General features: G+C 72.7%; 18 protein-coding genes. 7 read left to right on the top strand and 11 right to left on the bottom strand.

The features are described from left to right. Window positions 1-10: 10 nt before the first annotated feature. On the top strand, window positions 11-994 hold the full coding sequence (gene hemB / locus ACN27B_RS06465) for a porphobilinogen synthase (protein WP_099163558.1): 984 nt from the start codon (window positions 11-13) through the stop codon (window positions 992-994). On the opposite strand, the gene ACN27B_RS06460 is transcribed toward hemB, so the two are convergent. Beyond that, entirely contained in the window at window positions 988-1,566 is a 579-nt protein-coding gene (locus ACN27B_RS06460; protein WP_422743910.1) for an NADPH-dependent FMN reductase, read from the bottom strand. The two genes, hemB and ACN27B_RS06460, sit on opposite strands and share 7 nt — an antisense overlap. A 55-nt stretch (window positions 1,567-1,621) precedes the next feature. Here ACN27B_RS06460 and ACN27B_RS06455 point away from each other — a divergent pair, with 55 nt between their 5' ends. Both ACN27B_RS06455 and ACN27B_RS06450 read left to right on the top strand, forming a co-directional pair. Beyond that, entirely contained in the window at window positions 1,622-1,969 is a 348-nt protein-coding gene (locus ACN27B_RS06455) for a MerR family transcriptional regulator (protein WP_422743908.1), read from the top strand. Window positions 1,970-2,535: 566 nt separating this feature from the next. After that, window positions 2,536-3,240 carry a helix-turn-helix domain-containing protein gene (locus ACN27B_RS06450; RefSeq protein WP_422743906.1) on the top strand — a complete coding sequence of 235 codons (705 nt, stop codon included), beginning with the start codon at window positions 2,536-2,538 and terminating at the stop codon, window positions 3,238-3,240. A gap of 32 nt (window positions 3,241-3,272) precedes the next feature. On the opposite strand, the gene ACN27B_RS06445 is transcribed toward ACN27B_RS06450, so the two are convergent. The 3 genes from ACN27B_RS06445 to ACN27B_RS06435 all read right to left on the bottom strand — a co-directional run bounded on the left by ACN27B_RS06445 (window position 3,273) and on the right by ACN27B_RS06435 (window position 8,959). After that, window positions 3,273-6,545 (bottom strand): lamin tail domain-containing protein, encoded by a 3,273-nt coding sequence (locus tag ACN27B_RS06445; RefSeq protein ID WP_422743904.1) that lies wholly within the window; start codon window positions 6,543-6,545, stop codon window positions 3,273-3,275. 95 nt (window positions 6,546-6,640) lie between these two features. Beyond that, window positions 6,641-7,657 carry a GNAT family N-acetyltransferase gene (locus tag ACN27B_RS06440; protein ID WP_099163560.1) on the bottom strand — a complete coding sequence of 339 codons (1,017 nt, stop codon included), beginning with the start codon at window positions 7,655-7,657 and terminating at the stop codon, window positions 6,641-6,643. A 72-nt stretch (window positions 7,658-7,729) separates the two neighbouring features. Beyond that, complete coding sequence (locus tag ACN27B_RS06435; protein ID WP_422745860.1) at window positions 7,730-8,959, bottom strand: murein transglycosylase; 1,230 nt, start codon at window positions 8,957-8,959, stop codon at window positions 7,730-7,732. 56 nt (window positions 8,960-9,015) lie between these two features. Between ACN27B_RS06435 and ACN27B_RS06430 the strand changes: the two genes are divergently transcribed. Then, window positions 9,016-9,237 (top strand): FmdB family zinc ribbon protein, encoded by a 222-nt coding sequence (locus tag ACN27B_RS06430; protein ID WP_099163562.1) that lies wholly within the window; start codon window positions 9,016-9,018, stop codon window positions 9,235-9,237. A 158-nt stretch (window positions 9,238-9,395) separates the two neighbouring features. Further along, complete coding sequence (locus ACN27B_RS06425; RefSeq protein WP_099163563.1) at window positions 9,396-12,212, top strand: ATP-binding protein; 2,817 nt, start codon at window positions 9,396-9,398, stop codon at window positions 12,210-12,212. A 112-nt stretch (window positions 12,213-12,324) separates the two neighbouring features. Here the strand turns inward: ACN27B_RS06425 and ACN27B_RS06420 are convergent, their stop codons facing one another. Both ACN27B_RS06420 and ACN27B_RS06415 read right to left on the bottom strand, forming a co-directional pair. After that, the gene (locus ACN27B_RS06420) at window positions 12,325-12,867 is read right to left on the bottom strand and encodes a phospholipase (RefSeq protein ID WP_091569438.1); all 543 of its coding nucleotides are present in this window, start codon (window positions 12,865-12,867) and stop codon (window positions 12,325-12,327) included. A gap of 176 nt (window positions 12,868-13,043) precedes the next feature. Further along, complete coding sequence (locus ACN27B_RS06415; RefSeq protein ID WP_422743901.1) at window positions 13,044-14,705, bottom strand: glycoside hydrolase family 10 protein; 1,662 nt, start codon at window positions 14,703-14,705, stop codon at window positions 13,044-13,046. 276 nt (window positions 14,706-14,981) lie between these two features. Here ACN27B_RS06415 and ACN27B_RS06410 point away from each other — a divergent pair, with 276 nt between their 5' ends. Further along, window positions 14,982-16,478, top strand: a complete 1,497-nt coding sequence (locus ACN27B_RS06410) for an amino acid permease (protein WP_281588050.1) — start codon at window positions 14,982-14,984, stop codon at window positions 16,476-16,478. 86 nt (window positions 16,479-16,564) lie between these two features. On the opposite strand, the gene ACN27B_RS06405 is transcribed toward ACN27B_RS06410, so the two are convergent. The 5 genes from ACN27B_RS06405 to ACN27B_RS06385 are packed head-to-tail and all read right to left on the bottom strand — an operon-like array spanning window position 16,565 to window position 22,259. After that, window positions 16,565-17,578, bottom strand: coding sequence for a glycoside hydrolase family 43 protein (locus ACN27B_RS06405; protein ID WP_422743899.1), 1,014 nt, complete (start codon window positions 17,576-17,578; stop codon window positions 16,565-16,567). After that, window positions 17,575-18,399, bottom strand: coding sequence for a carbohydrate ABC transporter permease (locus tag ACN27B_RS06400; protein ID WP_099163567.1), 825 nt, complete (start codon window positions 18,397-18,399; stop codon window positions 17,575-17,577). The genes ACN27B_RS06405 and ACN27B_RS06400 overlap by 4 nt, the downstream gene beginning before the upstream one ends. A 10-nt stretch (window positions 18,400-18,409) precedes the next feature. Then, entirely contained in the window at window positions 18,410-19,372 is a 963-nt protein-coding gene (locus ACN27B_RS06395) for a carbohydrate ABC transporter permease (protein WP_091569461.1), read from the bottom strand. A gap of 6 nt (window positions 19,373-19,378) precedes the next feature. Continuing rightward, entirely contained in the window at window positions 19,379-20,710 is a 1,332-nt protein-coding gene (locus tag ACN27B_RS06390; RefSeq protein ID WP_422743896.1) for an ABC transporter substrate-binding protein, read from the bottom strand. Between the two features lie 37 nt (window positions 20,711-20,747). Then, on the bottom strand, window positions 20,748-22,259 hold the full coding sequence (locus ACN27B_RS06385; RefSeq protein WP_422743894.1) for an alpha-N-arabinofuranosidase: 1,512 nt from the start codon (window positions 22,257-22,259) through the stop codon (window positions 20,748-20,750). Between the two features lie 151 nt (window positions 22,260-22,410). Between ACN27B_RS06385 and ACN27B_RS06380 the strand changes: the two genes are divergently transcribed. Then, window positions 22,411-23,418, top strand: a complete 1,008-nt coding sequence (locus ACN27B_RS06380) for a LacI family DNA-binding transcriptional regulator (protein WP_099163570.1) — start codon at window positions 22,411-22,413, stop codon at window positions 23,416-23,418. Window positions 23,419-23,437: the final 19 nt, after the last annotated feature.

Here is a 23,437-nt window from a genome sequence, read left to right as displayed (position 1 = left end):
AGGCATCCCCATGCCGTACCCCGAGATCCGGCCCCGCCGGCTGCGTCGCAACGCGGCCGTGCGGCGGCTGGTCTCCGAGACCCGCGTCGACCCGGCCGAACTGGTCGTGCCGATGTTCGTCAAGGAGGGGCTGACCGAACCGAGGGCCGTCGCGTCGCTCCCGGGGGTGCTCCAGCATTCCCGGGACTCGCTGCGCAAGGCGGCCGTCGAGGCGGTCCAGGCCGGGGTCGGCGGGATCATGCTGTTCGGGGTGCCGTCGACGCGGGACGAGACCGGCTCCGGCGGCCTCGACCCGGACGGCATCCTCAACGTGGCCATCCGGGACGTGATCTCCGAGGTCGGCGACGCCACAGTGGTGATGAGCGACCTGTGCCTGGACGAGTTCACCTCGCACGGGCACTGCGGCCTGCTCACCCCCGACGGCGGCGTGGACAACGACGCCACGCTCGCCGCGTACGCGGAGATGGCGGTCGCCCAGGCCGACGCCGGGGTCCACGTGGTCGGGCCGTCCGGGATGATGGACGGCCAGGTCGGCGTGGTCCGCAAGGCCCTGGACGCCGCCGGGCACCAGGACGTCGCGGTGCTCGCGTACGCGGTCAAGTACGCCTCCGCCTTCTTCGGCCCGTTCCGGGACGCGGTGGAGTCGGCGCTGGAGGGCGACCGGCGTGGCTACCAGCAGGACCCCGCGAACCTGCGGGAGTCGCTGCGTGAGGTCGCGCTGGACGTCGCCGAGGGCGCCGACATGGTGATGGTCAAGCCGGCCCTGCCCTACCTCGACGTGGTGTCGGCGGTCCGGGCCGCGGTGGACGTCCCGGTCGCCGCCTACCAGGTCTCCGGCGAGTACGCGATGGTCGAGGCCGCCGCCGCGAACGGCTGGATCGACCGGGAGCGGGTCATGCTGGAGACGCTCACCTCGATCCGCCGGGCCGGCGCCCAGATCATCCTCACCTACTGGGCGGTCGAGGCGGCCCAGCTGCTCCGCGAGCGCTACTGACCGTACGGCCGGTTCCTGCGGGCGGTCCGCAGCGCCCTGCCCCACCAGGTCAGCTCGTCCAGCGTCGCGTCGGCGGCCCGTCCCAGCGGCTCGTCGCCGACCAGCCGGCCCTGCCGGTCGAGCCGGTCCCACGGCGCGGTGAGCACCACGCCGGTCCGGGTGGTGGTGGCATGCAGCTCGGCGAAGACCAGCCGGAGCTGCTCGACCGCGCGGATCCCGCCCGAGCCGGCGCCGTACGAGACGAACCCGACCGGCTTTGCCACCCACTCGCGGTGGTGCCAGTCGATGGCGTTCTTCAGCGCCGCCGGAAAGCTGTGGTTGTACTCGGGCGTGATCACGACGAAGGCGTCGGCGGCGTCGAGGCGGCCGGCGATCGGGCTGGCCGGGTTGCCGCCGGGCGGGGTGTCGGCGAGTGGAAGTGGCACCTCGGCGAGGTCGACCAGGCCGGTGCGGAGGCCGTCCCGGCGGCCGGCGTGCCCGACGAACCAGTCGGCGATCGTCCGGCCCATTCGCGGCACGCGGACGCTGCCGACGAGCACGGCCAGGGTGAGCGGCGGTTCTTGCGTCGTCATGCGGTGGACGCTAAGACTTGAACAATTGTTGAAGTCAAGTCCGCGGAGGCTGGCCATGGACACGCTGACGGTGGGCGAGGTGGCCCGGGAGAGCGGTGCCAGCGGCTCGGCGATCCGCTTTTACGAGCGACAGGGCCTGATCGCGGCCAGTCGGACCGGCGGCAACCAGCGCCGGTTCGGCCCGGACGCGGCGTGCCGGGTACGGGTCGCCCGGGTGGCCCAGCGGATCGGTCTCAGCGTCGGCGAGATCCGGGATCTGCTCGCGCCCCTGCCGCCCGAGCCGTCCCTGGCCGACTGGCAGCGGCTGCACGCCCAGCTGACCGCCGAGGCGGAGCGGCGGATCGCCGAGCTGCACGCCGCGCTCGACGACATCCGCTCCGGCCGCCGCCTCTGCGACCTGTGACCCGTTCCCTCGGCCGGGCATTCCGTCCCGCCCCGCCCCTCTCCGCCGGGGCCCTTGCGCATGTCCTGCCTCTGATGGGCCCGGTCCCAGCCTTCGCGCCCGCCCACATCTGGCCCCCGCCTGTCGGCCTGTTGGTGTGCTCCGGCCCTTCGGCCCTCCGGCGCGCTTCAGGTCGCGGGCGGGCGGTAGGTGTAGTCGTCGCACCGGTCATCCACAGCCTCGATGGTGACAGTGAGTCATCTTCCTTCCTGCCATAGGCATCACCTCTCGGCGACTTTGCTCTGCAGCCATGGATGCATCGTGCACGCTCCGTTGCTGATGACCCTGTGAGTGCAGAGCAAAGTCACCAGAGAGCGTGGTGGTCGACCAACGACTGGCGGTACTTATGACCGCTTCAGGCGGGTTACATGCCACCGCTCGTGCCGCATTCCATTACCAGCAGTTACCGTTACTCTTTGTGCTGATTGGGCGGTCGGGAAGCCGAGCAACGGCGTCTGATCCCGGGTTTTCCACAGGGACAGGGCACGAGGTTGCCGGCCGGCGCGGCGGGACGGGACCGTGGCGAGGTGAGCATTCCGACGGACACCGCCGAGGCCAACGGCGGCGCCGACCCCGCCGACCCCGCGCGTCCCGCCAACGGCGGCGCCGACCCCGCCGACCCAGCCGACCCCGCGCGTCCCGCCAGCACCGGGCCGGAGGCAGTCGGCGAGCACGGGTGCGGTACCGACGTCGCGGCCTACGCCGCGGGGGAACCGCCGTCCGTGCTGGTCACCGAGCCCTTCGACGTTCCCTTTCCGGCCGCCGGGATCGTCCGGGCGGTCCGTCGCCGCGCCGACGCCAGTCAGCGGGAGTTGGCCCGGTTCGCCCGGGTGCATCCGAGCACCGTCGGGCGGATCGAAGCGGGCGCTCTGCTGCCCAGTCTCGGCATGCTGTCGCGCATCGTCGGCACGGCCGGGTTCCGGCTCGTGGTGGTCGACGAGCGGGGCGCGGTGCTCAAGCCGATGCGGGACCGGGCCGACCTGCGCGACGACGCCGGGCGGCGCTACCCGTCGCACCTCGACGTCATCACCGACCCGGAGCCGGGGGAGTGGTGGGCCGACATCTACGGGCTGGCCCGGCCGCCGGAGACGTTCTACCGGGACCGGGCCGTCCGGGACGCGTTGCGCCGCCGTAGTCAGTGGGAGGTGCGGGTGGCCAAGTACCGGAGCGTCCCGCCTCCGCCCGACCCGCAACGGTGCGGATACCGCGGCGGCCCGCCGATCCGGCCGTGAGCCGGACGACGGGCCGCCGTCAGGGGTGGCGCTCAGTCGTCGTTCAGGATCGTTCCGACGCCGGACGGGTCGGCCAGCCGGAGCCCCGGCACCCCGGCCACGTACAGCGTGAGCCGCTCGTCCGCCTCGCGCTTACGGTCACCGCGCACGGTGACCGGGAAGTCCAGCGACGTCCGGCCCGCGGGCAGCACCCGGCAACCCACGTACGGGTCGTAGTCCGTCCCGGCCTGCGCGGTCGTGCCGTAGGTGGCGGCACACAGCAGGGCGGGCTCGGAGAGCGGGCGGGACACGGTGACGGTGAACGTCATCGTGCGGGTGCCCTTGTCGCCCTCGGTGACGGAGGAGTCGGCCACCCGCAGCGCGGCGCGGGAGCGGAACCGGGCCACCGTCGGGTCGTGGTCGCTGGCGCCCCGGTCACCCAGCTGCCCGGCGTCGGTGGGGTAGTCGGCGTTGATGTGCGCCGTCCGCACCTGCACCAGGTCGTCGTGCATCGGGTCGTTGACGAACATGCTGTCCAGCGTCTGGGCCTGCCCGCTGAAGGTGTACGAGTAGGCCGCGGCCGGCGCGTCCGCCACCAGGTCGTCCCAGAGGTTGTGCAGGCCGGCCTGGTAGAGCGGGGCGAGCTGGTCCGACGGGGTGGGGTTCTGCCCGGTCGCGATCGGGTCGTCGGGGCGGGGGAAGACGTTCAGGTCGCCGCCGTAGACCACCCGGGCGGACGGGTCGGACGCCTCGACCGCCCGCACCATCGCCGCGCCGTACGCGGCCTGCTCCCGGCGCTGCCCGACCCGGCTGTCCGGGCCGGAGGAGAAGTGGTTGGCCACCGCCCAGAGCGTGAAGTTCTCGGTCGAGCCGGGCGCCGCCCTGACCGTGAAGCGGGCCAGCTGCGCCGCGCGGGTGTAGACGTTGCTGCCGTCCACCCCGGTGGACCGGTCCACGTCCTCGGGGAGCACCGCGTTGAACGCCTTCGGGTTCTGCACGTCCGCGTTCGACGGCAGCGCGGCCGAGCGGTACGTGACCGTCGGGGCGGAGCCCAGCAGCGGGTCGGCGGCGGTGGCCTGGGCCAACGTCAGCCGGTCGGTGCGGTAGAGGAACGCCGAGGCGATGCCCCGGGCGTCCGCGCCGGTGCGGTCGTACGCGGCGGCGTAGGCGGGACCGCCGTTCGCCGCCACGGCCAACGCCAACTCCTGCACCGTGTCCGGCGCGCCGTCGGCGTTGTCGGTGTCCCCGCAGGTGAGGTTGCCGTCGACCACCGAGCAGATGTCCTGGTCCTCGGCCTCCTGCACGAGGATCAGGTCAGGGCTGTGCAGCGAGGTGACGATCTGCCGCGCCTGCACGCCCAGCTTGGCGGTGTAGGCCTCCGGGCTGGCCGGCACGTAGTCGAACGGCGGGCTGACGCCGGGGCAGCCGCTGTTGCCGGCGAAGTCGCAGCCGTCGAACGGGTCGTCCCGGTAGTCGTACAGGTTCTCCACGTTGTACGTGGCGACCGCGACCTCGCTGGTCCGGTCCGCCGGGCGCGGCGGGTTGTTCTCCGCCGGGTCCGCGCCGCCGGTCAGGGTGAGCTGCTCGGGCTGCACGCTGTACTTGCTGAACGCGTACGAGACGGAGCCGTAGGCGTCCTCGGTGAGCGTGTCGAACGTGCGCGCCTCGGGCAGCAGCGCGGTGGAGTCGCCGGCGGTCGCCTTCACGCCACCGGCCCCCAGCAGGATCCGCTGGTTGTTGCCGTTGTCGAAGAGCGTGCCCGGGATGTCGTCCAGCGGGTGCGCGTCCCGGAACACCCGGCGGGCGTACGGGTCGGACCGCTTCATCACCGGGTCCTCCCGGTCCAGCACGTAGATCTCGGAGTCGGCGGTGGAGGAGTAGATGTGCCGGGGCGCGGAGACACCGCTGCCGGCCCGGACCCGCATCCGCTCGCCCTCGTGCCGCTCCCAGAACAGGTCGGCGGCGTCCGCCTCGGCCGGCGGGACCGCGTCGGCCACCCGGACCACGGTGTCCACGTCGAGCCCGGAGTCGAGCTTGCGCACCAGCGAGGCGCCGGAGAGCTGGGTCTGGTTGAAGTATTCCGAGACCCGCCCGCGCAGCACGACCTCGTCCCCGACGGTCGGGGCGTAGCCGCCGATCAGCGTGGTGAACGAGCCCATGAAGACGAACAGGCCGTCCGAGGTGAGCGGGTCGCCGTCCTCGCTGCCGAGCCGGCTCTGCAGGTAGAAGCCCCACTGGTCGGCCCCGGCCGAGGTGCGGGTCAGCGACTTGCCGGTGATCACGCCCCGGACGTCGTACAGCAGGGTGCTGGTGCCGTTGCCGCTGGCCGGCGCGAGCGGCGACCGATCGGTGCGGCCGCTCTCGTCGTCGGCGGTGCGGCCCTGCACCTCGCCCACCGACAGCACGCTGGTGGCCTGCACGGTGAGCGTGCAGGTGGCGGTGCCGCCCTCGGCGTCCGTCGAGGTCACGGTGACCGCGTAGCTGCCGGCCGGCAGGCCCGTCGCGGTCAGCGTCGCGGTGGCGGTGCCGCCGGCCGCGGTGGCCGGGGTGAACGCGGTACGGCTGATCGAGCCGCTCGCGGGCGCCGGCGCGACCGAGGTGACCGCGAGGTCGGTGACCGTGTCGTCGGCGTCGGTCGCGGTCACCGCCCGGGTGGCCGTGGCGCCCGCCTCCAGCGTCAGCGCGCCGCCGCAGGTCAGCGTCGGCGGCTGGTCGACCGGGCCGCCGCCGTCGACGCTGTGGCTGCCCAGCCCGTCGAACGTGTCGGTGGCGAACCCGGCCCACTGGGCGGCCGGGTCGAACGGGTCCGACGGGTCGGTGTCGCCGGCGGTCACCGAGGGCAGCCGGCGCAGCGTGTTGTCGGCCGTGCTGGTGAGCCCGCCGCCCCACTCGGTGCCCGGGTCGACGCCGACCTGGCCGAGGGCGTCGACGACGGTCTCGCCCCGGCGCAGCACGATCGCGTCGTCGCCGTTGAACAGCGAGCCGGCGTACGTCTGGTCGGCCTGGGCGAGGATCGCCGGCCCGGCCGACGCGGCGGCGAAGACGAACACGTCCCCGGCGGCGACGGTGCCGGTCAGCGCCACGGTGGTGGAGGTGGTCGCGCCGTTGAAGTGGAACTGGAGCTGGTAGCCCCCGGCGGCCAGGTCGACCGGGGCGCCGGTGCCGTTGTACAGCTCGACGGCCTTGTTGTTGGACGACCCCTCGACGTATTCGGAGATGAACAGGTCGGTGGGCGCGGCGCTGGCCGCGGGGGGCGCGACACCGATGGCCGTGACGGTGACGGCGGCGGTGGTCGCGAGCGCGGCGATGGTGCGGCGCGGGCGCATGGAGCCTCCACGATGGGTGGGCGGGGAACTAACGCACGTTAAGGGGCGTGGCCGTCCGACGTCCATCCCCCGGGCAGCCGTTTGGTGAACAGGCGTCAGCGGTGACTGTCCAGCCGGTGCACCAGCTCGGCGACGTCCACACCGTATTCACACCAGTCGCGGTCGGTGCGGTAGCCCAGTTCGGCGTTGACCTTGAGCATCGACTCGTTGGCCTGCGCGTTCCAGGTCTGCACCTCGGCCACCTCGGGCTCGGCCGAGCGCAACTCCAGCAGCATCCGGGCCTTGATGGCCCGGTCGATGCCGTAGCCCCGGTGGTCCCGGACCACGATGGTGTCGTACTGGTCGGCGCGGGTGGGGTGCTGTGCCGGCACCACCACCTCGGTCAGGCCGGCCACCTCGCCGGTCTGCTCGTGCAACGCCAGCACGATGTACGGCTTCATGCCCCGCCGGTGCAGCGTGTCGAGGCTGTCCCGCAGACGTTCGGGATCGTAGGAGCTGGGCCGCAGCTCGCCGTCGTCCACGTCGCGCACCTCGGCCTTCGCCCGCGCGTACGCCTCGATCAGCGGGTCCGGCGGGCCGCCCGGCCAGAACTCGACGTGGTAGCCCGCGCCGACCTCGGTGGCCATCTCCGCGAGCGCCGGCCAGTCCACCGTGCTCAGGTCGAGCACGCTGCGGGTCTCCACGTATTCCCGGGTGAAGCCCAGCGCCTCGTAGAACGCGACGGCCGGGGTGTCGCCGACCACCTCGACGCCGATCGACTGGAAGCCCTCGTCCCAGACCCGGCGGGCGGCCACCCGCACCAGCTCGCGGCCGAGCCCGGTGCGCCGGACCGCCGGGTGCACCAGCACCTCCAGCACGCCGATCCCGCCGAGCAGGAGCACGTGGACGTGCCCGACGATGTCACCGGGGGTGCCGTCCGGGGCCGGGTCGTCCTGGGCGATCCAGGAGATCCGTCGTTCGCCGGGCATCACCTCGGACAGGTATTCCCGCATGGAGCTCTCCCGCCAGGGCGGATCCTGCGGCAGATCAGCCGCCAGGACCGCGTTCAGCGTGTCCAGCAGCGACGCGATCTCGGCGGACGACGCGGTCCGAGGGTCCCACTCGCGCACCATCACCCGTCTAGCTTGCCGTCAACCGCTGCCCGGGGGAAGGGTTGAGTCCGCGAATGTACGCGAGCCGTCACGTCACGTGCCGCTGCGCCGCCCGTACTCGTCGGCCTTGGTGAAGACGTCCTGGGCGTAGCGCCGCACATCGTTGTAGGACAGGATCGCGCCCCACCAGTCACCCGGGATGGTCATGTTCCGGCCGCCCTTGCACAGGTATTCGCCGGCGGCCAGCGCGGCGTCGTCGATGTCGTGCGGGTTCTTCACGCCGTCGTTGTCGGCGTCCGCGCCGATCTCCTGCCAGGTGCCCGGGATGAACTGCATCGGGCCGATCGCCCGGTCGTAGACCCGGTCGCCGTCGAGCTGCCCCTGGTCGGTGTCGAGGATCCGGGACCGGCCGCCCTGCCCGTCGAGCGCGTCGCCCCGGATCTCCTTGGAGGTCAGGCCGCTGGGCAGCAGCGTGACCCCGCCGGTGGTGCCGTGCCGGGACTCCACATAGCCGATCGCGGCGAGCGTGGTCCAGCTCAACTGGCAGCTGCGGTGGGTCTGGGCGAGCACCAGCTCGGCGTAGCCGTAGGCCTGCAACGCCACCGCCGGGACGTCGGTGGTGCCGCTGACCCGCTGGGCCCAACCCGCCAGCGCGTCGGCCGGGCGGCCGGTCGGCAGCGCCGGGGCGGTGGTCACGCCACCGGGCGGCGGTGTGCCGGACGGCCCGAGGCTGCCCGGGAAGCCGGTCGGCCCGGGGAGCACGGGCGCGCCGGTCAGCCCCGGCGCCGGGGCGGTCTGCGGGACGCCGAAGACCGGTGCGGCCGAGGTGGCCTCCACGGCGACCGGCTCCGGCTTGCGGATGGCGGCCGGCACCAGCACCGCGCCGGCCGCGGTGGCGGCCCCGACCAGGGCGAGCAGGAACAACGCCGGCAGGGTGGTGCGCCCGCTCGGCCGGCGGGACCAGTCCCGGGTGGCCCGGGCCGCGCCCACGGCGAGCTGCCGGGGTCGCACCGGGCCCGCGTGCGCGAAGGGCATCCGCCGCCGCCGGCCACCGACGCCGGGCTGCCCGGCGCCGGCCTCCGTGCCTGACCCGGCCGAGGATGTCGACCCGGCCGAGGATGTCGACCCGGCCGTGGGCGTCGACTTCCCCGTGGACGCCGTGTGCTCGGCCGTGGACCTGTCTTCCGGTGTGGACGGCGCCGTCCCGGAGGCGGGGGAGCCGGACCGGGCACGGCGGGGGCGAGGGACCGGCCCGGCGCCGCCGTCGGGCGGCGCGGCGGGTCGCAGGGGCCGGGCCGTGTTCCGCCGTTCGCCGTCCACCACCCGTCGAGTATCACCCATCGGTGCGACGACGTCAGGCCCGGCCGTACGCTGGCCGCATGCCCCGGTACGAGTTCCGCTGCCGCGCCTGCGGCGACACCTTCGAGGTCAACCGTCCGATGGCCGAGGCCGGCCGGCCCGCCACCTGCCCCCAGGGCCACGCGGACACCGTGAAGCTGCTGTCCACCGTCGCCTTCACCGGTCGCGGCGGGTCGGGCCCGGTGGGCGGGGCCCCCGCGCCCGGCGGCGGTGGCTGCTGCGGCGGCGCCTGCGGTTGCTGACGCGACGCGCTCACCCGGCCCGCCGGTCGATCCGGGGCTTGCCGCCCGTGTGATCCTTTGGCACCTTGAGTCGGAATCGGCCCGACCGTTCTCACGATGCGTGACGACGCGATCATAGGGCAGCATGAACCCGACGTCAGCGGGCGGAGGTTCGACGTATGTCGCCACGGATCCACCTCCCCAGCGGGTGGGTGACCTTCGTGTTCACCGACATCGAGGGCTCGACCCGGATGGCCCGGATGCTCGGGCCGGTCTACCGTCCCGTGCTGCGCGAGCACCGCCGGTTGCTGCGGGACACGCTGGCCGGCACCGACGGGGCGGAGCTGCTGACCGAGGGCGACTCGTTCTTCCTCGCCTTCCCGGACGCGGCCGCCGCGGTGCACGCCTGCATGGCCGCCCAGCGCGCGCTCGTCGGGCACAACTGGCCCAACCCCGACGCCACGCCCCGGGTGCGGATGGGCCTGCACACCGGCTACGCCGAGCCGCGCGACGGCGAGTACGCCAGCCCCGAGGTGCACCGGGCGGCCCGGGTGGCCGCCGCGGCGCACGGCGGGCAGGTGCTCTGCTCGGCGGCCACCGCCCGGCTCGCCGACCCGCTGCCGGACGGCGCGTCCCTGCTCGACCTCGGCCTGCACCGGCTGCGCGGCTTCGACGACCGGGAGCGGCTGTTCCAGCTCGTCGCGCCCGGTCTGGAACGGCGGTTCCCGCGACCGCGTACGGCCGACGCGGCGGCGCACAACCTGCCCACCCCGGCCACCTCGTTCGTCGGCCGGCACTTCGAGCGCGCCGAGCTGGGTCGGCTGGTCGAGGCGTACCGGCTGGTGACCGTGCTCGGCGCGGGCGGCGCCGGCAAGACGCGGCTGGCGGTGGAGCTGGCCTCCGGGATCGTCGAGGACTATCCGGACGGTGTGTGGTTCGTCGACATCGCCGCGGTGACCGATCCCGGGCTGGTGGCGTTCGAGATCGCCGCCGTGCTCGGCCTGCGCCCGGAGCCGGGCCGGCCGATGGTCGACACCCTGGTCGAGTACGCGGCGCCGCGCCGGATGCTGGTGGTGCTGGACACGTGCGACGCCCAGCCGGGCGCGTCCGCCGAGGTGATCTCCCGGCTGCTGGCCGGCGGCCGGGGCGTGCGGGTGCTGGCGACCAGCCGGGAGTCGTTCGGCGTACCCGGTGAGGTGGTGTGGCGGATTCCGCCGCTGTCGGTGGACGAGGAGCCGGGCGGGGGCGCCAGCGACGCGGTGGCCCTGCTGCTGGACCGGACGGCGGCGGCCCGGGGTGGCCGGGCGCCGGATCCGGCGGAGCAGGCCGACCTGCGCCGGGTGGTCCGGCGGCTGGACGGGTTGCCGCTCGCCATCGAGCTGGCCGCGGCGCGGCTGCGGGTGCTGTCGGCCGGTCAGCTGGCCGAGCGGCTCGACGACATGCTGGGCACGCTGGACGCCGGCCGGGAGGCGGCGGAGCCGCCGCCGGTGGAGGCCGGCTGGAGCGGCAACCAGCAGGACACCGTCGACCTGGTGGCCGCCGCGACCGGCGCCGCCCCGCCGAGCCCGGCGAGCCGGGCGGTGCAGCGCTCGGCCAGCGAACGACACCTGACCATCCAGGCCACGGTGACCTGGTCCTACCGCACGCTCGGGGCGCGCTCGGCGCGGCTGCTGCGCTGGCTGGCGGTCTTCGCCGGCCCGGTGGACCTGCCGACCGTGCAGTGGCTGCTGGACGAGGATCCGCTGGACCCGCTGTCGGTGCTGGTGGACAAGTCGATGGTGCTGGCCGAGCCGCACGCGTCGGGCAGCACCTACCGGATGCTGGACCCGATCCGGGCCTACGCGGCGCGTCGCCTGATCTCCACGGGCGAGGAGCAGAGCGCCCGGGACCGGCACGTCGCCTGGTCCCGGCACGCGTTGGACCGGGCGCACCTGGGCCCGGACGGTCGCCCGGTGACGCTCTCCCTCTACGCGCTCGACCCGCTGGCCGGGGAGTTGCGGGCCGCGCTCCGCTGGTGCGCCACCGGCGGCAGCGCCCGGTCGGGCCTGCACCTGGCCGGCGGTCTGGACCAGTGGTGGCGGGAGCGCGGGCTGGCCCGCGAGGGGCGGCTCTGGCTGTTCCGGCTCTACGGGCGGATCGCCGAGACCGGGGAGGCGATCCCGGAGGCGGAGCTGGCCGCGGCCTACCACATGCACTCGCTGCACGCCGGGGCCGACGGCGAGTTCGCCGAGGAGCTGCGCTACTCGCAGCGGGCCGAGGCGGCCGCCCGGCAGGCCGGCGACCGGGGGCTGCTGGCCCGGGTGCTGGCCGGTCGCGCCGCGCCGCTGGTCGACATGGGACAGTTCGCCGAGGCGGAGCGGGTCTGCCGCGAGGTGATCGACTGGGCGTACGCGCAGGACGTGGTGGGGGACGCGCTGCTCGCCGTCTACAACCTGGCCGAGCTGCTCTGGCGCCGGGGCGCGTTGGACGAGGCGGCCGACCTGCTCGGCGCGGCCCGCCCGGTGGAGGCGGCCCGGCCGGTCGAGCGGGGCCGCCGCTCGGTGGACATGCTGCTCGGCATGGTGGCGCTGTCCCGGGGAGACCTGGTGGCCGCGCACGAGCACCTGCTGGTGGCGTTGCGGTCCCGGATGAGCCACGGCTACCTGGGCCGGGCCTGCGACACGATCAACGCGATCGCGGTGCGCTGCGCGCTGGCCGGGGACGCGGTGTCCGCCGCCCGGCTCTTCGGCGCGGCCCAGGCCACCCGGGCCAATCTGCGGGCCACCCCGGGCATCCACGGGCCGTACTGGCTGGGCCGGCAGGCGGAGCTGCGCCGGGCGCTGGGCGACGAGGCGTTCGACGCGGCCTACGCCGCCGGGGCCGGCCTGCGGTTGGACGAGGCGGCGGCGCTGGCCCTGCACGTCGAGCACCCCGACCTGGCGGCGGACTCGCCCCGGTTCGGGACGCCCACCGCCGGCCCCCGGCCGGCCGCCGAGCCGCGCAGCACGACGGGCTGACCGCCGAGCCGCGCGGCACGACAGGTTGACCGGCGGGCCGGGTGACGCCGGGTCGGGCCCGGGCCACGGGCACGCCGGCCGGGCGGCCCGGCGAGGGCCGCCCGGCGGCGGGTCAGCCGCGGACGGCGGCGCGGCGCTCGGCGTCGGCCTTCATCCGGGCGGCGCGGTCGAGGTCGGCCTGCTGCACCGCGGCGACCGAGCCGAAGATGCTGACCGCCTGGTAGTAGGTCCAGGCCAGGCTGTAGCAGGCCGGACGGACCACCGAGTTGTAGGTGGCGCAGACCCGCTTCAGGTCCGCGTAGAAGGCACTGTCGAGGCGGGACTTGTTGGCCGGGAAGATGCCCATGGCCTTGTGGTTGCGGTAGCCGAAGTCGTGCCGGTAGCAGGACAGGTTGAAGGTGAAGCCGAGCGGGTTGTCCGGGCTGGACGAGCAGTAGTCGGTGGACCAGTCGAAGCCGTACTCGGCCCAGGGGGTCTTGTTCAGCCGGGCGCTGTTCCAGGCGTTGTAGCTGGAGGCGCTGGTCTGGGTCCAGGACGACAGCACCGAGAGTTTCTGCTGGGTGCTCACCGCGGCGGCGGCCGGTGTGGCCAGGCCGAGCAGGGTGAGCAGGGCGAGCGTTCCGGCGGCGAGGGCGGTGGCGAGGCGACGGGACACGGGGACCTCCGCGGGGTGGGCGTCGGGACGGGTGACAACCCGGGATCTCCGGATTTCGACAAGTGTCGATCAATGGGATGACGGGGGGCGATGGCCCGGGAAACGGCTCGCTGACATCCGCCCAAACAGACGAATGCCCCCGGGCCGCCGTGGCGGCCCGGGGGCATCCGGTGGGATCAGCGGACGAAGCGCGGCAGGCTCGCCGGGCTCTCGTTCGCCAGCCGGTCCAGCGCGGTCACGTAGTAGGTGTACCGGGTGCCGGCGGCCGCCGTGGTGTCCACCCAGGACTGGGTGGCGCCGTCGGTGGCCCGGACGGTGCCGACCAGGTGGGAGGCGTCGGCGAAGTCGCAGCGACCGGCCAGGCCGAGGCCGTCGAACCGGTAGATCGCGTACGACGTGGCGGTGCCGAGCGGGCCCCTGCCGTCGGCCGGCTGCCGCCAGCTCAGCCGCACCCCGTCCGCCTCCCGCTGCGCCCTGGTGACCACCGGGAACAGCAGCGGCTTGTGCGGCAGGTGGGTCATCGTGGGCACCAGCGCCGGGCGGGAGTAGTGCTCGGCGGCGTAGATGTCGGTGGCGCCGAGCCGGTTGGCCCGGACCTGCACCGCCGAGAAGTGCACGTTGCCGAGCACCTCCGGGTACGACCGGTTCAACGTCAGGTGGTTCGACAGCTCCTGCGGGTTCATCCAGAACGACCCGTACGCCGGCTCACCGCTCTTGTAGTCGGCCTGGCCGATGTAGAGCTGGACCTTGGTGCCGCGCACCTGCTCGGCCCACCACGGCACCAGCCGGGCGTAGTCGGCCGCCGGGTACTGGCCGATGTACCAGTAGAGCTGCGGCACGACGTAGTCGATCCATTCCTCCTTGATCCACTTACGGGTGTCGGCGGAGATGATGTCGTACGACTGCGAGCCGGTGGTGTCCGAGCCGTTCGGGTCGGCCGAGGCGTTGCGCCAGATGCCGAACGGGCTGACCCCGAACTTCACCCACGGCTTGGCCGCCTTGATCTTGGCATTCATCTCCTGCATCAGCAGGTTGATGTTGTCCCGCCGCCAGTCGGCCTTGTCGGTGAAGCCGCGGTTGTACTGCGCGAACGTGGCGTCGTCCGGCACCTGGTAGGTGCCGCTCGGGTACGGGTAGAAGTAGTCGTCGAAGTGCACGCCGTCGACGTCGTACCGCTTGACCGCGTCCATCATCGCGGTCTGGACGAACTCGCGGACCTCGGGGATGCCGGGGTTGTAGTAGAGCCGGCTGCCGGCGACGCCGGCGGGCGGGTAGGCGAAGACCCAGTCGGGGTGCTGCCGGGCCGGGCTGTTCGGCGCCAGCTTCGACAGGTCGGCGCCGGCGCCGCCGGGCGCGGGCATGGAGACCCGGTACGGGTTGAACCAGGCGTGGAACTCCAGGTTCCGCTTGTGCGACTCGGCGACCAGGAAGGCCAGCGGGTCCCAGCCCGGGTCCTGGCCGCGCACCCCGGTCAGGTACTCCGACCACGGCTCGTACGGCGAGGGCCAGAACGCGTCGGCGGTCGGGCGGACCTGGACCACGACGGCGTTGTGGTTGAGCTTCTGGGCCAGGTCGAGCCAGGCCAGATATTCGGCCTTCTGCTTGGCCACCCGGTCCGGCGCGGTCCAGGAGTCCTTGCTGGGCCAGTCGATGTTCGTCACCGAGGCGATCCACATGGCCCGGAACTGCCGCTTCGGCGTGGCCGGGTTCGTGACGCAGTCGGTGGAGGTCGTGTCGGTGGAGGTGGGCGCCGGCGCGGCCTGCGCCGGGGTGCCGGCGACCAGCGCGCCGAGCAGCGCCGCGGCCAGCGCGGCGGCTCCCAGCCGAGTTGCCTTCATGCGGTGCGGTCCCTTCGTCGGGTCCGGTGGGACGGCAAGATTCGCCGCGTGACTCAAGTCACCGGTAGAAAACTTTCATCAATCCGTACGCGGCGCAAGACCCCCGCGCCGGATCGATGCGTCCGGTCCGCACCGTCGGCGCCCCGGCGGGTGGCGCACGTTTCGTATGGTGACCGAACCGACACGTCAGGTGGTGGATTGGTTGGTGGAGGGGCTGGGTAGCTTGGCCGGTCACGGACCGCCACCGAGGTGGTCACACCGTGGGGGAGGTGATCCATGTCAGTCCTGCGGACCAAGCCGATCCAGGACGTGCTCGCCCAGGGTGACGCCGACGGCAGCGACGGCAAACCCGGGCTGCGTCGCCGGCTCGGCTCGTTCGACCTGATGGGCTTCGGCATCGGGATCGTGATCGGCACCGGCATCTTCACGCTGACCGGCATCGAGGCGAAGAACAGCGCCGGCCCGGGTGTGGTGATCTCCTTCGGCATCGCCGGGGTGGTCGCGCTGCTCGCCGCGCTCTGCTACGCCGAGCTGGCCGCCAGCGTGCCGACCGCCGGCAGCGCCTACACCTACGCGTACGCGACCATGGGCGAGATCGTCGCCTGGATCATCGGCTGGGACCTGCTGCTGGAGTTCGCGCTCGGCGCGGCGGTGGTGGCCCGGGGCTGGTCCGGCTACCTCGCCGACCTCGTCGGCCTGCCCAGCGCCTGGTTCGCCGAGGAGGGCAGCATCGTCAACCTCGGCGCGATCGCCATCGTGCTGGTGCTCGGCGCGATCGGCATCGTCGGCATCCGGGAGTCCGCCCGGGTGACCAACCTGCTGGTCCTGGTGAAGGTGGCGATCTGTGCCTTCATCATCATCGCCGGGCTGTTCTTCGTGAAGGCGGCCAACCTCAGCCCGTTCGTCCCGTCCAGCGAGCCGGCCGGCGCCGGCGAGGACGGGATCCGGCAGCCGGTGACCCAGGCCATCTTCGGGATGGAACCCTCCGTCTTCGGCTTCGCCGGCGTGCTCACCGCCGCCGCCGTGGTGTTCTTCGCGTACACCGGGTTCGAGGCCGTGGCGAACCTGGGTGAGGAGACCCGCAAGCCCAAGCGGGACCTGCCGCTGGGCCTGCTCGGCACGCTGCTGATCTCCACCGTGCTCTACATCGGCGTCTCGCTGGTCGTCGTCGGCATGGTCAAGTACACCGAGATCGACGAGGGCGCGCCGATCGCGTCCGCGTTCAAGGCGGCCGGCGCCGGATGGGCCGCGGTGCTCGTCTCCATCGCCGCGATCGCCGGCCTGACCAGCGTGATCCTGGTCGACCTGGTGGCCATGGGCCGGATCGGCTTCGCCATCGCCCGGGACGGGCTCATCCCGCCCTCGATCGCCAAGGTGCACCCGCGCTGGGGCACCCCGTACCGGATCTCCGCGATCATGACGGTGGGGGTCGCGCTGCTCGCCGGCTTCCTGCCGCTCTCCGCGCTGGCCGACCTGGTCAGCATCGGCGCGCTCTGCGCGTTCGTGCTGGTCTCGATCGCGGTGCCGATCCTGCGCAAGCGGCGCCCCGACCTGAACCGGCCGTTCAAGGTGCCGTTCTCGCCGGTGCTGCCGATCGTCTCCGCGCTGGCCTGCCTCTACCTGATGTTGAACCTGTCGGTGGAGACCTGGCTGCGGTTCCTGGCGTGGATGCTGCTCGGCGGCATCATCTACTTCGGCTACGGGCACCGCAAGAACCGCCTGGCCCGCCGCGAGCACTCCTCGGACACCCCCGAGCCCGCCCCCACCCCCTGACCCCCGGAAGGAAGGGCCCCTTCTTAACACCCCGGTGTTAAGAAGGGGCCCTTCCTCTACCGGAGGCGTTAAGAGGGGGCCCTTCCTTACGGGCGGGGCTGGGCGGACCCGGTGGGGCCCTTGAGCACCGGCTTGCCGTCGGTCCAGACGATCTCGTCCAGCCACACCTGCCGACCCGGGTCGGTGGCGCCCTCCTGCCCCGGCGGCCACGCGTGGTAGATCAGCCAGGTACGCCCGTCCTTCTCCACCATCGAGGCGTGCCCCGGCCCGGACGCCACGTCGTTGCTCTTCAGGATCGGGTTCTCCGGCGCCTTCACGCACGGCCCGGCCGGCCCCTCGCACACCGCGTAGCCCTCGGCGTAGGTGTCCTTGTCGTACGCGTTGGCGGCGAAGAACAGGAACAGCTTCCCGTCGTGCCGGTGCAGGAACGGCCCTTCGATCAGGGTGCCCTCCCACGGCTCGGTCTGCTTCAGCAGCTTCGCCGCCGGGCCGGTCAGCCGCAGCCCGTCCGGGGAGAGGCGCTGCGACCAGAGCCAGGTGTCCACCCCGATCGCGTTGCCGTCGTTCTTCCACAGCAACCACAGGCTGCCGTCGGTGTCCCGGAACGGGCTGGCGTCGATCGAGCCGCCCAGGTCCGCCTGGCAGACCAGCGGTGCGGCGGAGTCGTCGACGTACGGGCCGAGCGGCGTGCTCGCCACCGCCCGGCCCAGGCACTGCCGGCCGGAGGCGCGGTCGGCCACGGTGTAGTAGAGGACGAACCGGTCCGGGGCGAGCTGGATCACCTCGGGCGCCCAGGTCTTGCCCGCGTCCGCCCAGTCCGGCAACTCCGGCAGCGCGTCGCCGGCCGGGGTCCACTCGACCAGGTCGGGTGAGGTGAGCACCGGGACGTTACGTCCGCCGGCGTTGGTGTGGAACAGGTACCAGGTCTCGCCGACCCGGATCGCCTGCGGGTCGGGGGCGTCGCTGCGGACGACCGGGTTGGTGAACACGCGCGCGTCCTCCGGCGTACTCGAGGGGGTGGGTCCGCTGTCGCAGCCGGCGACGAGCAGCGCGGCGGCCAGGGCCGCCGCGCCGCGTCGCCGGAGTCGTCGGCCGGTCATCCCTTCAGGCCGCTGCGGGAGACGCCCTGGATGACGTGACGTTGCGCCAGCACGAACAGGATCAGCACCGGCACGCTGGCCAGCATCGCGCCCGCCATGATGACCGGGTAGTCGGTCACGTACGCGCCCTGGAGCAGGCCCAGGCCCGCCGGCAGGGTCAGCCGCTCCGGGCTGAACAGCACGTACACCGGCCAGAGGAAGTCGTTCCAGTTGGTGAGGAACGACAGCACCGCCAGCGTGGCCAGCGCCGGCTTCGACAGCGGCAGCAGCACCTGACGGAAGATCTGCCACTGGTTCGCCCCGTCCAGCACCGCCGCCTCCTCCAGCTCGGCCGGGATGGAGAGGAAGAACTGGCGCAGGAAGAACACCCCGAACGCGCTGGCCGCGCCGGGCACGATCACCACGGTCAGCGTGTCGATCCAGCTCAGCCGCTCGGCGATGATGAAATTCGGGATGATCAGCGAGGTCGGCGGCAGGAACAGGGTGCCGACGATCAGCGCGAACAGCACCTTGCGGCCGCGGAACCGCATCCGGGCCAGGGCGTACGCGGCCATCGACGCGGTGACCAGCACCAGCAGCGTGTGCAGGGTGGCCGCCAGCATGCTGTTGAGGAACCAGCGCAGCACCGGGTTGGCCGCGTTGTTCAGGATCTGGTCGTAGCCGTAGGTGGAGAACGGGTTCGGCAGCCAGCCCGGCGGGACCTGCTGCGCGTCGTCGTAGGTCTTCACCGAGGTCAGCAACATCCAGACCAGGGGAGTCACGAAGATCGCGGTGATCAGGAGCAGGACGGCGTAGCGCAGCGCCGGACGCAACTTCGACATGGCGGTCCCCTCAGTCTTCCCGGTAGCGGAACAGCCGGAAGTTGACGATGCTCACCACCGCCAGCATCAGCGCGAAGAACACGCTCATCGCGGCGGCCCGACCGGCGTCGTAGTCGCGCAGCCCCTCGTCGACGATCCGCCAGACCACGGTCCGGGTCTGTTCGCCCGGCGCGCCCTGGGTGATCAGGAAGGCCTGCCCGAAGACGTTCGCCGAGGCGAGGATCGTGGTGGTGAAGACGAAGAGCAGGACCGGGCGCAGGCCGGGGATCGTGACGTGGCGGAAGCGGTCCCAGCCGCCGGCCCCGTCGACCTTCGCCGCCTCGTACAGCTCGGCCGGGATGTCCTGGAGGCCGGCCAGGTAGATCACCGCGTTGAAGCCGCAGGTCCACCACACGGTCACGCCGACCAGCGAGACCCAGGCCCACGGCACGTCGGTGACCCACGGCGTGTCCGACGGGAGTCCGACCAGGCCGAGCAGCCGGTTGACCAGGCCCAGGTTGGCGTCGAGCAGGAACCGCCAGAGCAGGCCGATCACCGCCACGCCGAGCACGTACGGGGCGAAGAACGCGGCCCGGAAGAACGTGCGGCCGGGGAACGAGCGGTTGAGCAGCAGCGCCAGCCCCAGCGGGACGACCACCAGCAGCGGCACCGAGAAGAGGGTGAAGATCCCGGTCGCCCGGACGCTGGACCACCAGTCCCCGTAGATGGCCGAGTCGCTGGAGAACAGGTCCTGGTAGTTGTCCAGCCCGATGAACGGCCGGTTGGGCAGCTGGAGGTCCCACTGGTGCAGGCTGATCCAGACCCCGAACAGGATCGGCGCCAGGCCGAAGACGCCGAACAGGACCAGGTACGGCGCGAGGAAGAGGTACGGCGTGGCCCGGTTGCCGCGTTCCGTCGCGCCCCGGCGGCGGGTACGCCCCGCCGGGGGCGGCGCGCCGTCACGCGCCGCCCCGACCTCGATCACGTCCGCCACGACGGATCAGTTCCCGTACTTCTTGCGGTTGTCCTCGAGCTGCTTGTTGGCCTTCGCCACGCCGTCGTCCAGGGCCTGCTTCGGCGACTTCTTGCCCAGCGCCGCCTCGTTGAAGGCGCTGTAGAAGGTCAGCATCGTCTCGCCGAGACCCGGGGCCGCCGGCGGGAACGCGGCGTACTCCAGCTCCGGCGCGAGCGCGTTGACCTCGGTGAGCGCCTTGAACTCGGCGCTGTCCCGGACCGCCTTGCGGGCCGGCACCTGGCCGCCCTTGGCCCAGTCCAGCGAGTGCTGGCTCAGCCAGTTGATGAAGACCTTGGCGCCGGAGACCTTGTTGTCGTTGGCCGCGCGCTGCTTGACGATGGTGAAGTTGTGCGAGTTCGCCCAGGCGGCCTGCTGGGTGCCGATCTGGGGCAGCGGGGCCACGCCCCACTCCACGTTCGCGCTCTTCTTCAGGTCGTTGATCTGCCAGATGCCGTTCCAGTTGAACGCGTTCTTGCCGCTCTTGAACGCCAGGTAGTCGGCGTCCTGGCCGACGTTGGCCGGCGAGTGGCCCTGCTTGATCAGGTCGACCAGCCAGGTGCACGCCTCGACCGCCGGGTCGGAGTTGAAGGTCGCCTTCGCCACCTCGTCGTCGAAGAGCTTCCCGCCCCACTGGTGCAGCAGGCTGTAGAACGTCATGCCGCCGGTGAACTGGAACGGGCTGACCCAGAAGCCCTGCACGCCGGACTTCTTCAGCTCGGTCAGCGCGGCGGTGTACTCGTCCTTCGTCGCCGGCGGCTTGTTCGGGTCCAGGCCGGCCTTCTGCATGACGGCCTTGTTGTAGTAGAAGCCGAGCGGGTGCATGTCCAGCGGGATGCCGTACCGCTTGTCGTTGTAGAGGCCGCCCTTCCACACCGTCGGGGCGAAGTCGCCCTCGCTCAGCTCCAGGGTCTTGGCCACGTCGTCCAGTTCGCTGATCGTGCCGCGGGCGGCGAACGTGGCGAGCTGGTCCATGTGCATGACCGCGATGTCCGGGCCGTTGCCGCTGGAGACCGCGCCGGGGAGCTTGCTGTAGTAGTCCTCCCACTGGTACGTGATCACGCTGACCGCGATGTTCTGGTGCTCGCTGTTGAACTGCTGCACCAGGGCCTTGAAGATGTCGCCGTCGCCGCCGGTGAAGCCGTTCCACAGCTTGAGGTCGACCTTCGGCCCGGTGTAGTCCTTGCCGCCGTTGCCGGCCGCGCCGGACGGGCCGGAGCTGCTGCCGCCACCGCATCCGGTCAGCGTCAGCGAGGCCGCCGCACCGAGGCCGAGGCCGAGGCCGAGCAGGCGCCGCCGGCTCATCTCGTTCTGGATCATGCTTACTCCTTGGGGGACGGGATGAAGTATTGCCTGGTCACGACTGCGGGGCGAACCGCAGCAGGTTCCAGGAGGTGGCGGGCAGCGCCACGGTGCAGCGGCCGCCGTCGAGGGTGGGGGTGTGGAGCTGCCGCGGCGTGACCCGCTCGGGGTCCGCCTCGGTGTTGGTGGCGGCGGGGTCGGCCCCGGCCGCGAGGGTGGTGTGCGCCTCGGCGCGCAGGCCGGGCAGGCCGCGCAGGTCCAAGTCGAGCGGGACGTCGTTCGGGCCGCGGTTGACCGCGAAGACGGCCAGGCCGCCGGTCTCCTCGTCGTGCACGGCGACGGTGTCCAGCACCGGCACGTCGCCGTACCGGCTGGTCCGGTAGGTCGGGCCGACCGGCTCGGTGCGCAGGACCGTGCCGCGCGCGTGCCGGGCGGTGAGGGCGAACGGGTGGAAGATGCTCTGCCGCCAGGCGGGGCCGCCGGTGCGGGTGCGGATCGGGGCGATCACGTTGGCGAGCTGCGCCTGGCAGGCCACGCCCACCCGGTCGGCGTGCCGGAGCAGGGTGATCAGCAGGTCGCCCACCACGACCGCGTCGACCGCGGTGAAGTCGTCCTCGATCAGCGCCGGGGCCTCGACCCAGCCGCGCCGGTCCAGGTCGGCCTGGAGACGGGACTGGTACCAGACGTTCCACTCGTCGAAGGAGATCTTCAGCTTGCGCTTCTGCCGCAGCTTGGCGCCGACGTGGTCGGCGGTGGCGGTCACCTCGGTGATGAAGGCGTCCATGTCGACGGCGGAGGCGAGGATGCTGGCCCGGTCGCCGTCCGAGGGGTCGTAGTAGGTGTGGGCGGAGATGTAGTCGACGTGCTCGTAGGTGTGCTCCAGAACCGTCGCCTCCCACGACGCGTACGTGGACATCTGCCGGTTGGAGCTGCCGGAGGCGATCAGGCTGATCGACGGGTCGATCATCTTCATGGCGCGGGCGGTCTCGGCGGCCAGCCGGCCGTACTCGTCGGCGGTCTTGTGCCCGACCTGCCACGGCCCGTCCATCTCGTTGCCGAGACACCACAGCCGCACCCCGTACGGCTGCTCGGCGCCGTGCTTGCGGCGCAGGTCGGACAGGTGTGTGCCGCCCGGGTGGTTGGCGTACTCCAGCAGGTCGCAGGCCTCGGCCACGCCGCGGGTGCCGAGGTTGACCGCCATCATCGGCTCGACCTCGGCCTCGGCCGCCCAGGTCATGAACTCGTCCAGGCCGAACGCGTTGGTCTCGATCGTCTTCCAGGCCAGGTCGAGCCGGCGCGGGCGGTCGCCCACCGGCCCGACGCCGTCCTCCCAGCGGTAGCCGGAGACGAAGTTGCCGCCGGGGTAGCGGACCACCGAGACGCCCATCTCCCGGGTCAGGTCCAGCACGTCGCGCCGGAGGCCGAGCGGATCGGCGGTCGGGTGCCCCGGTTCGTAGACCCCGCCGTAGACGCAGCGGCCCATGTGCTCGACGAAGGAGCCGAAGAGCCGTCGGTCGGCCGGACCGACCCGGAACGCCGGGTCGACCGTGAGCTGCGCGTTCGGCACGAGTGCCACCTTTCCCTCGGTGCTGTCGCCGGGTGACCGCGGTCACCCGTGTCCCTGGTTTCTACAACGTTGTAAGCAACGCTGTAAAGGGGTCGTTACGTCGTCGTGACGCGGTAGAGTGCGGCCAGCGTTCATCGGGGAGGGAAGTTCAGTGCGGCACAGGCTCAAGGACGTGGCGGAGCGGGCCGGCGTGTCGGTGAAGACCGTCTCGAACGTGGTCAACGGCTACCAGCACGTCCGCGCCGACACCCGGGCCCGGGTCGAGGAGGCCATCGCCGAACTCCACTACCGGCCCAACCTCTCCGCCCGCAACCTGCGCAAGGGGCGCACCGGCGTGATCGCGCTGGCCGTGCCAGAGCTGGACATCCCCTACTTCGCCGAGCTGGCCCGGCACGTGGTCACCGCCGCCGCCGAGCACGGCTGGACGGTGCTGATCGACCAGACCGGCGGCGGCTCCGAGCAGGAACGCAAGGCGGCCAGCGGGATCGGCGACCACATGATCGACGGCCTGATCCTGAGCCCGCTCGCGCTCACCGCCGACGACCTGGCCGCCCTCGACGGACTGCCGATGGTGCTGCTCGGCGAGCGCGTCGACCACGGCCCCGCCGACCACGTCATGGTCGACAACGTGGCCGCCGCCCGGGAGATCACCGCCCACCTGGTCGGCCTCGGCCGCCGCCGGATCGCCGCGATCGGGTCGCAGCGCACCCCCGAGGGGGCCAGCGCCCGGCTGCGCCTGGCCGGCTACACCGCCGCGCTGGCCGAGGCCGGCATCGCGTACGACGACAGCCTGGTGGCGCCCGCGCCGGCCTGGCACCGCGCCGACGGCGCGGCCGCCATGCGGCACCTGCTCACCTCCGGGGTACGCCCCGACGCCGTGTTCTGCTTCAACGACACGCTCGCGCTCGGCGCGTTGCGCGCCCTGCACGAGGCGGGCCTGCGCGTGCCCGAGGACGTGGCGGTGGCCGGCTTCGACGACATCGAGGACGGCCGCTTCTCGATCCCGACGCTGAGCACCGTCGCGCCGGACAAGGAGCGGGTCGCCCGGCTCGCGGTGGAGCTGCTCGCCGGCCGGCTCGGCGCCGACCGTGAGGCCCCGCCGAGGGAGCTGGTCGCCCCCCACCGCCTGGCCCTCCGCGAATCCGCCCCACCCACCTGACCGCACCCGCCGGGGTAGG

This window comes from Micromonospora sp. WMMD754, from assembly GCF_049315235.1.
Lineage (GTDB): Bacteria > Actinomycetota > Actinomycetes > Mycobacteriales > Micromonosporaceae > Micromonospora > Micromonospora sediminicola.
Note: the sequence above shows the minus strand (reverse complement) of the source record. Positions and strands in the feature narration are given on the sequence as shown.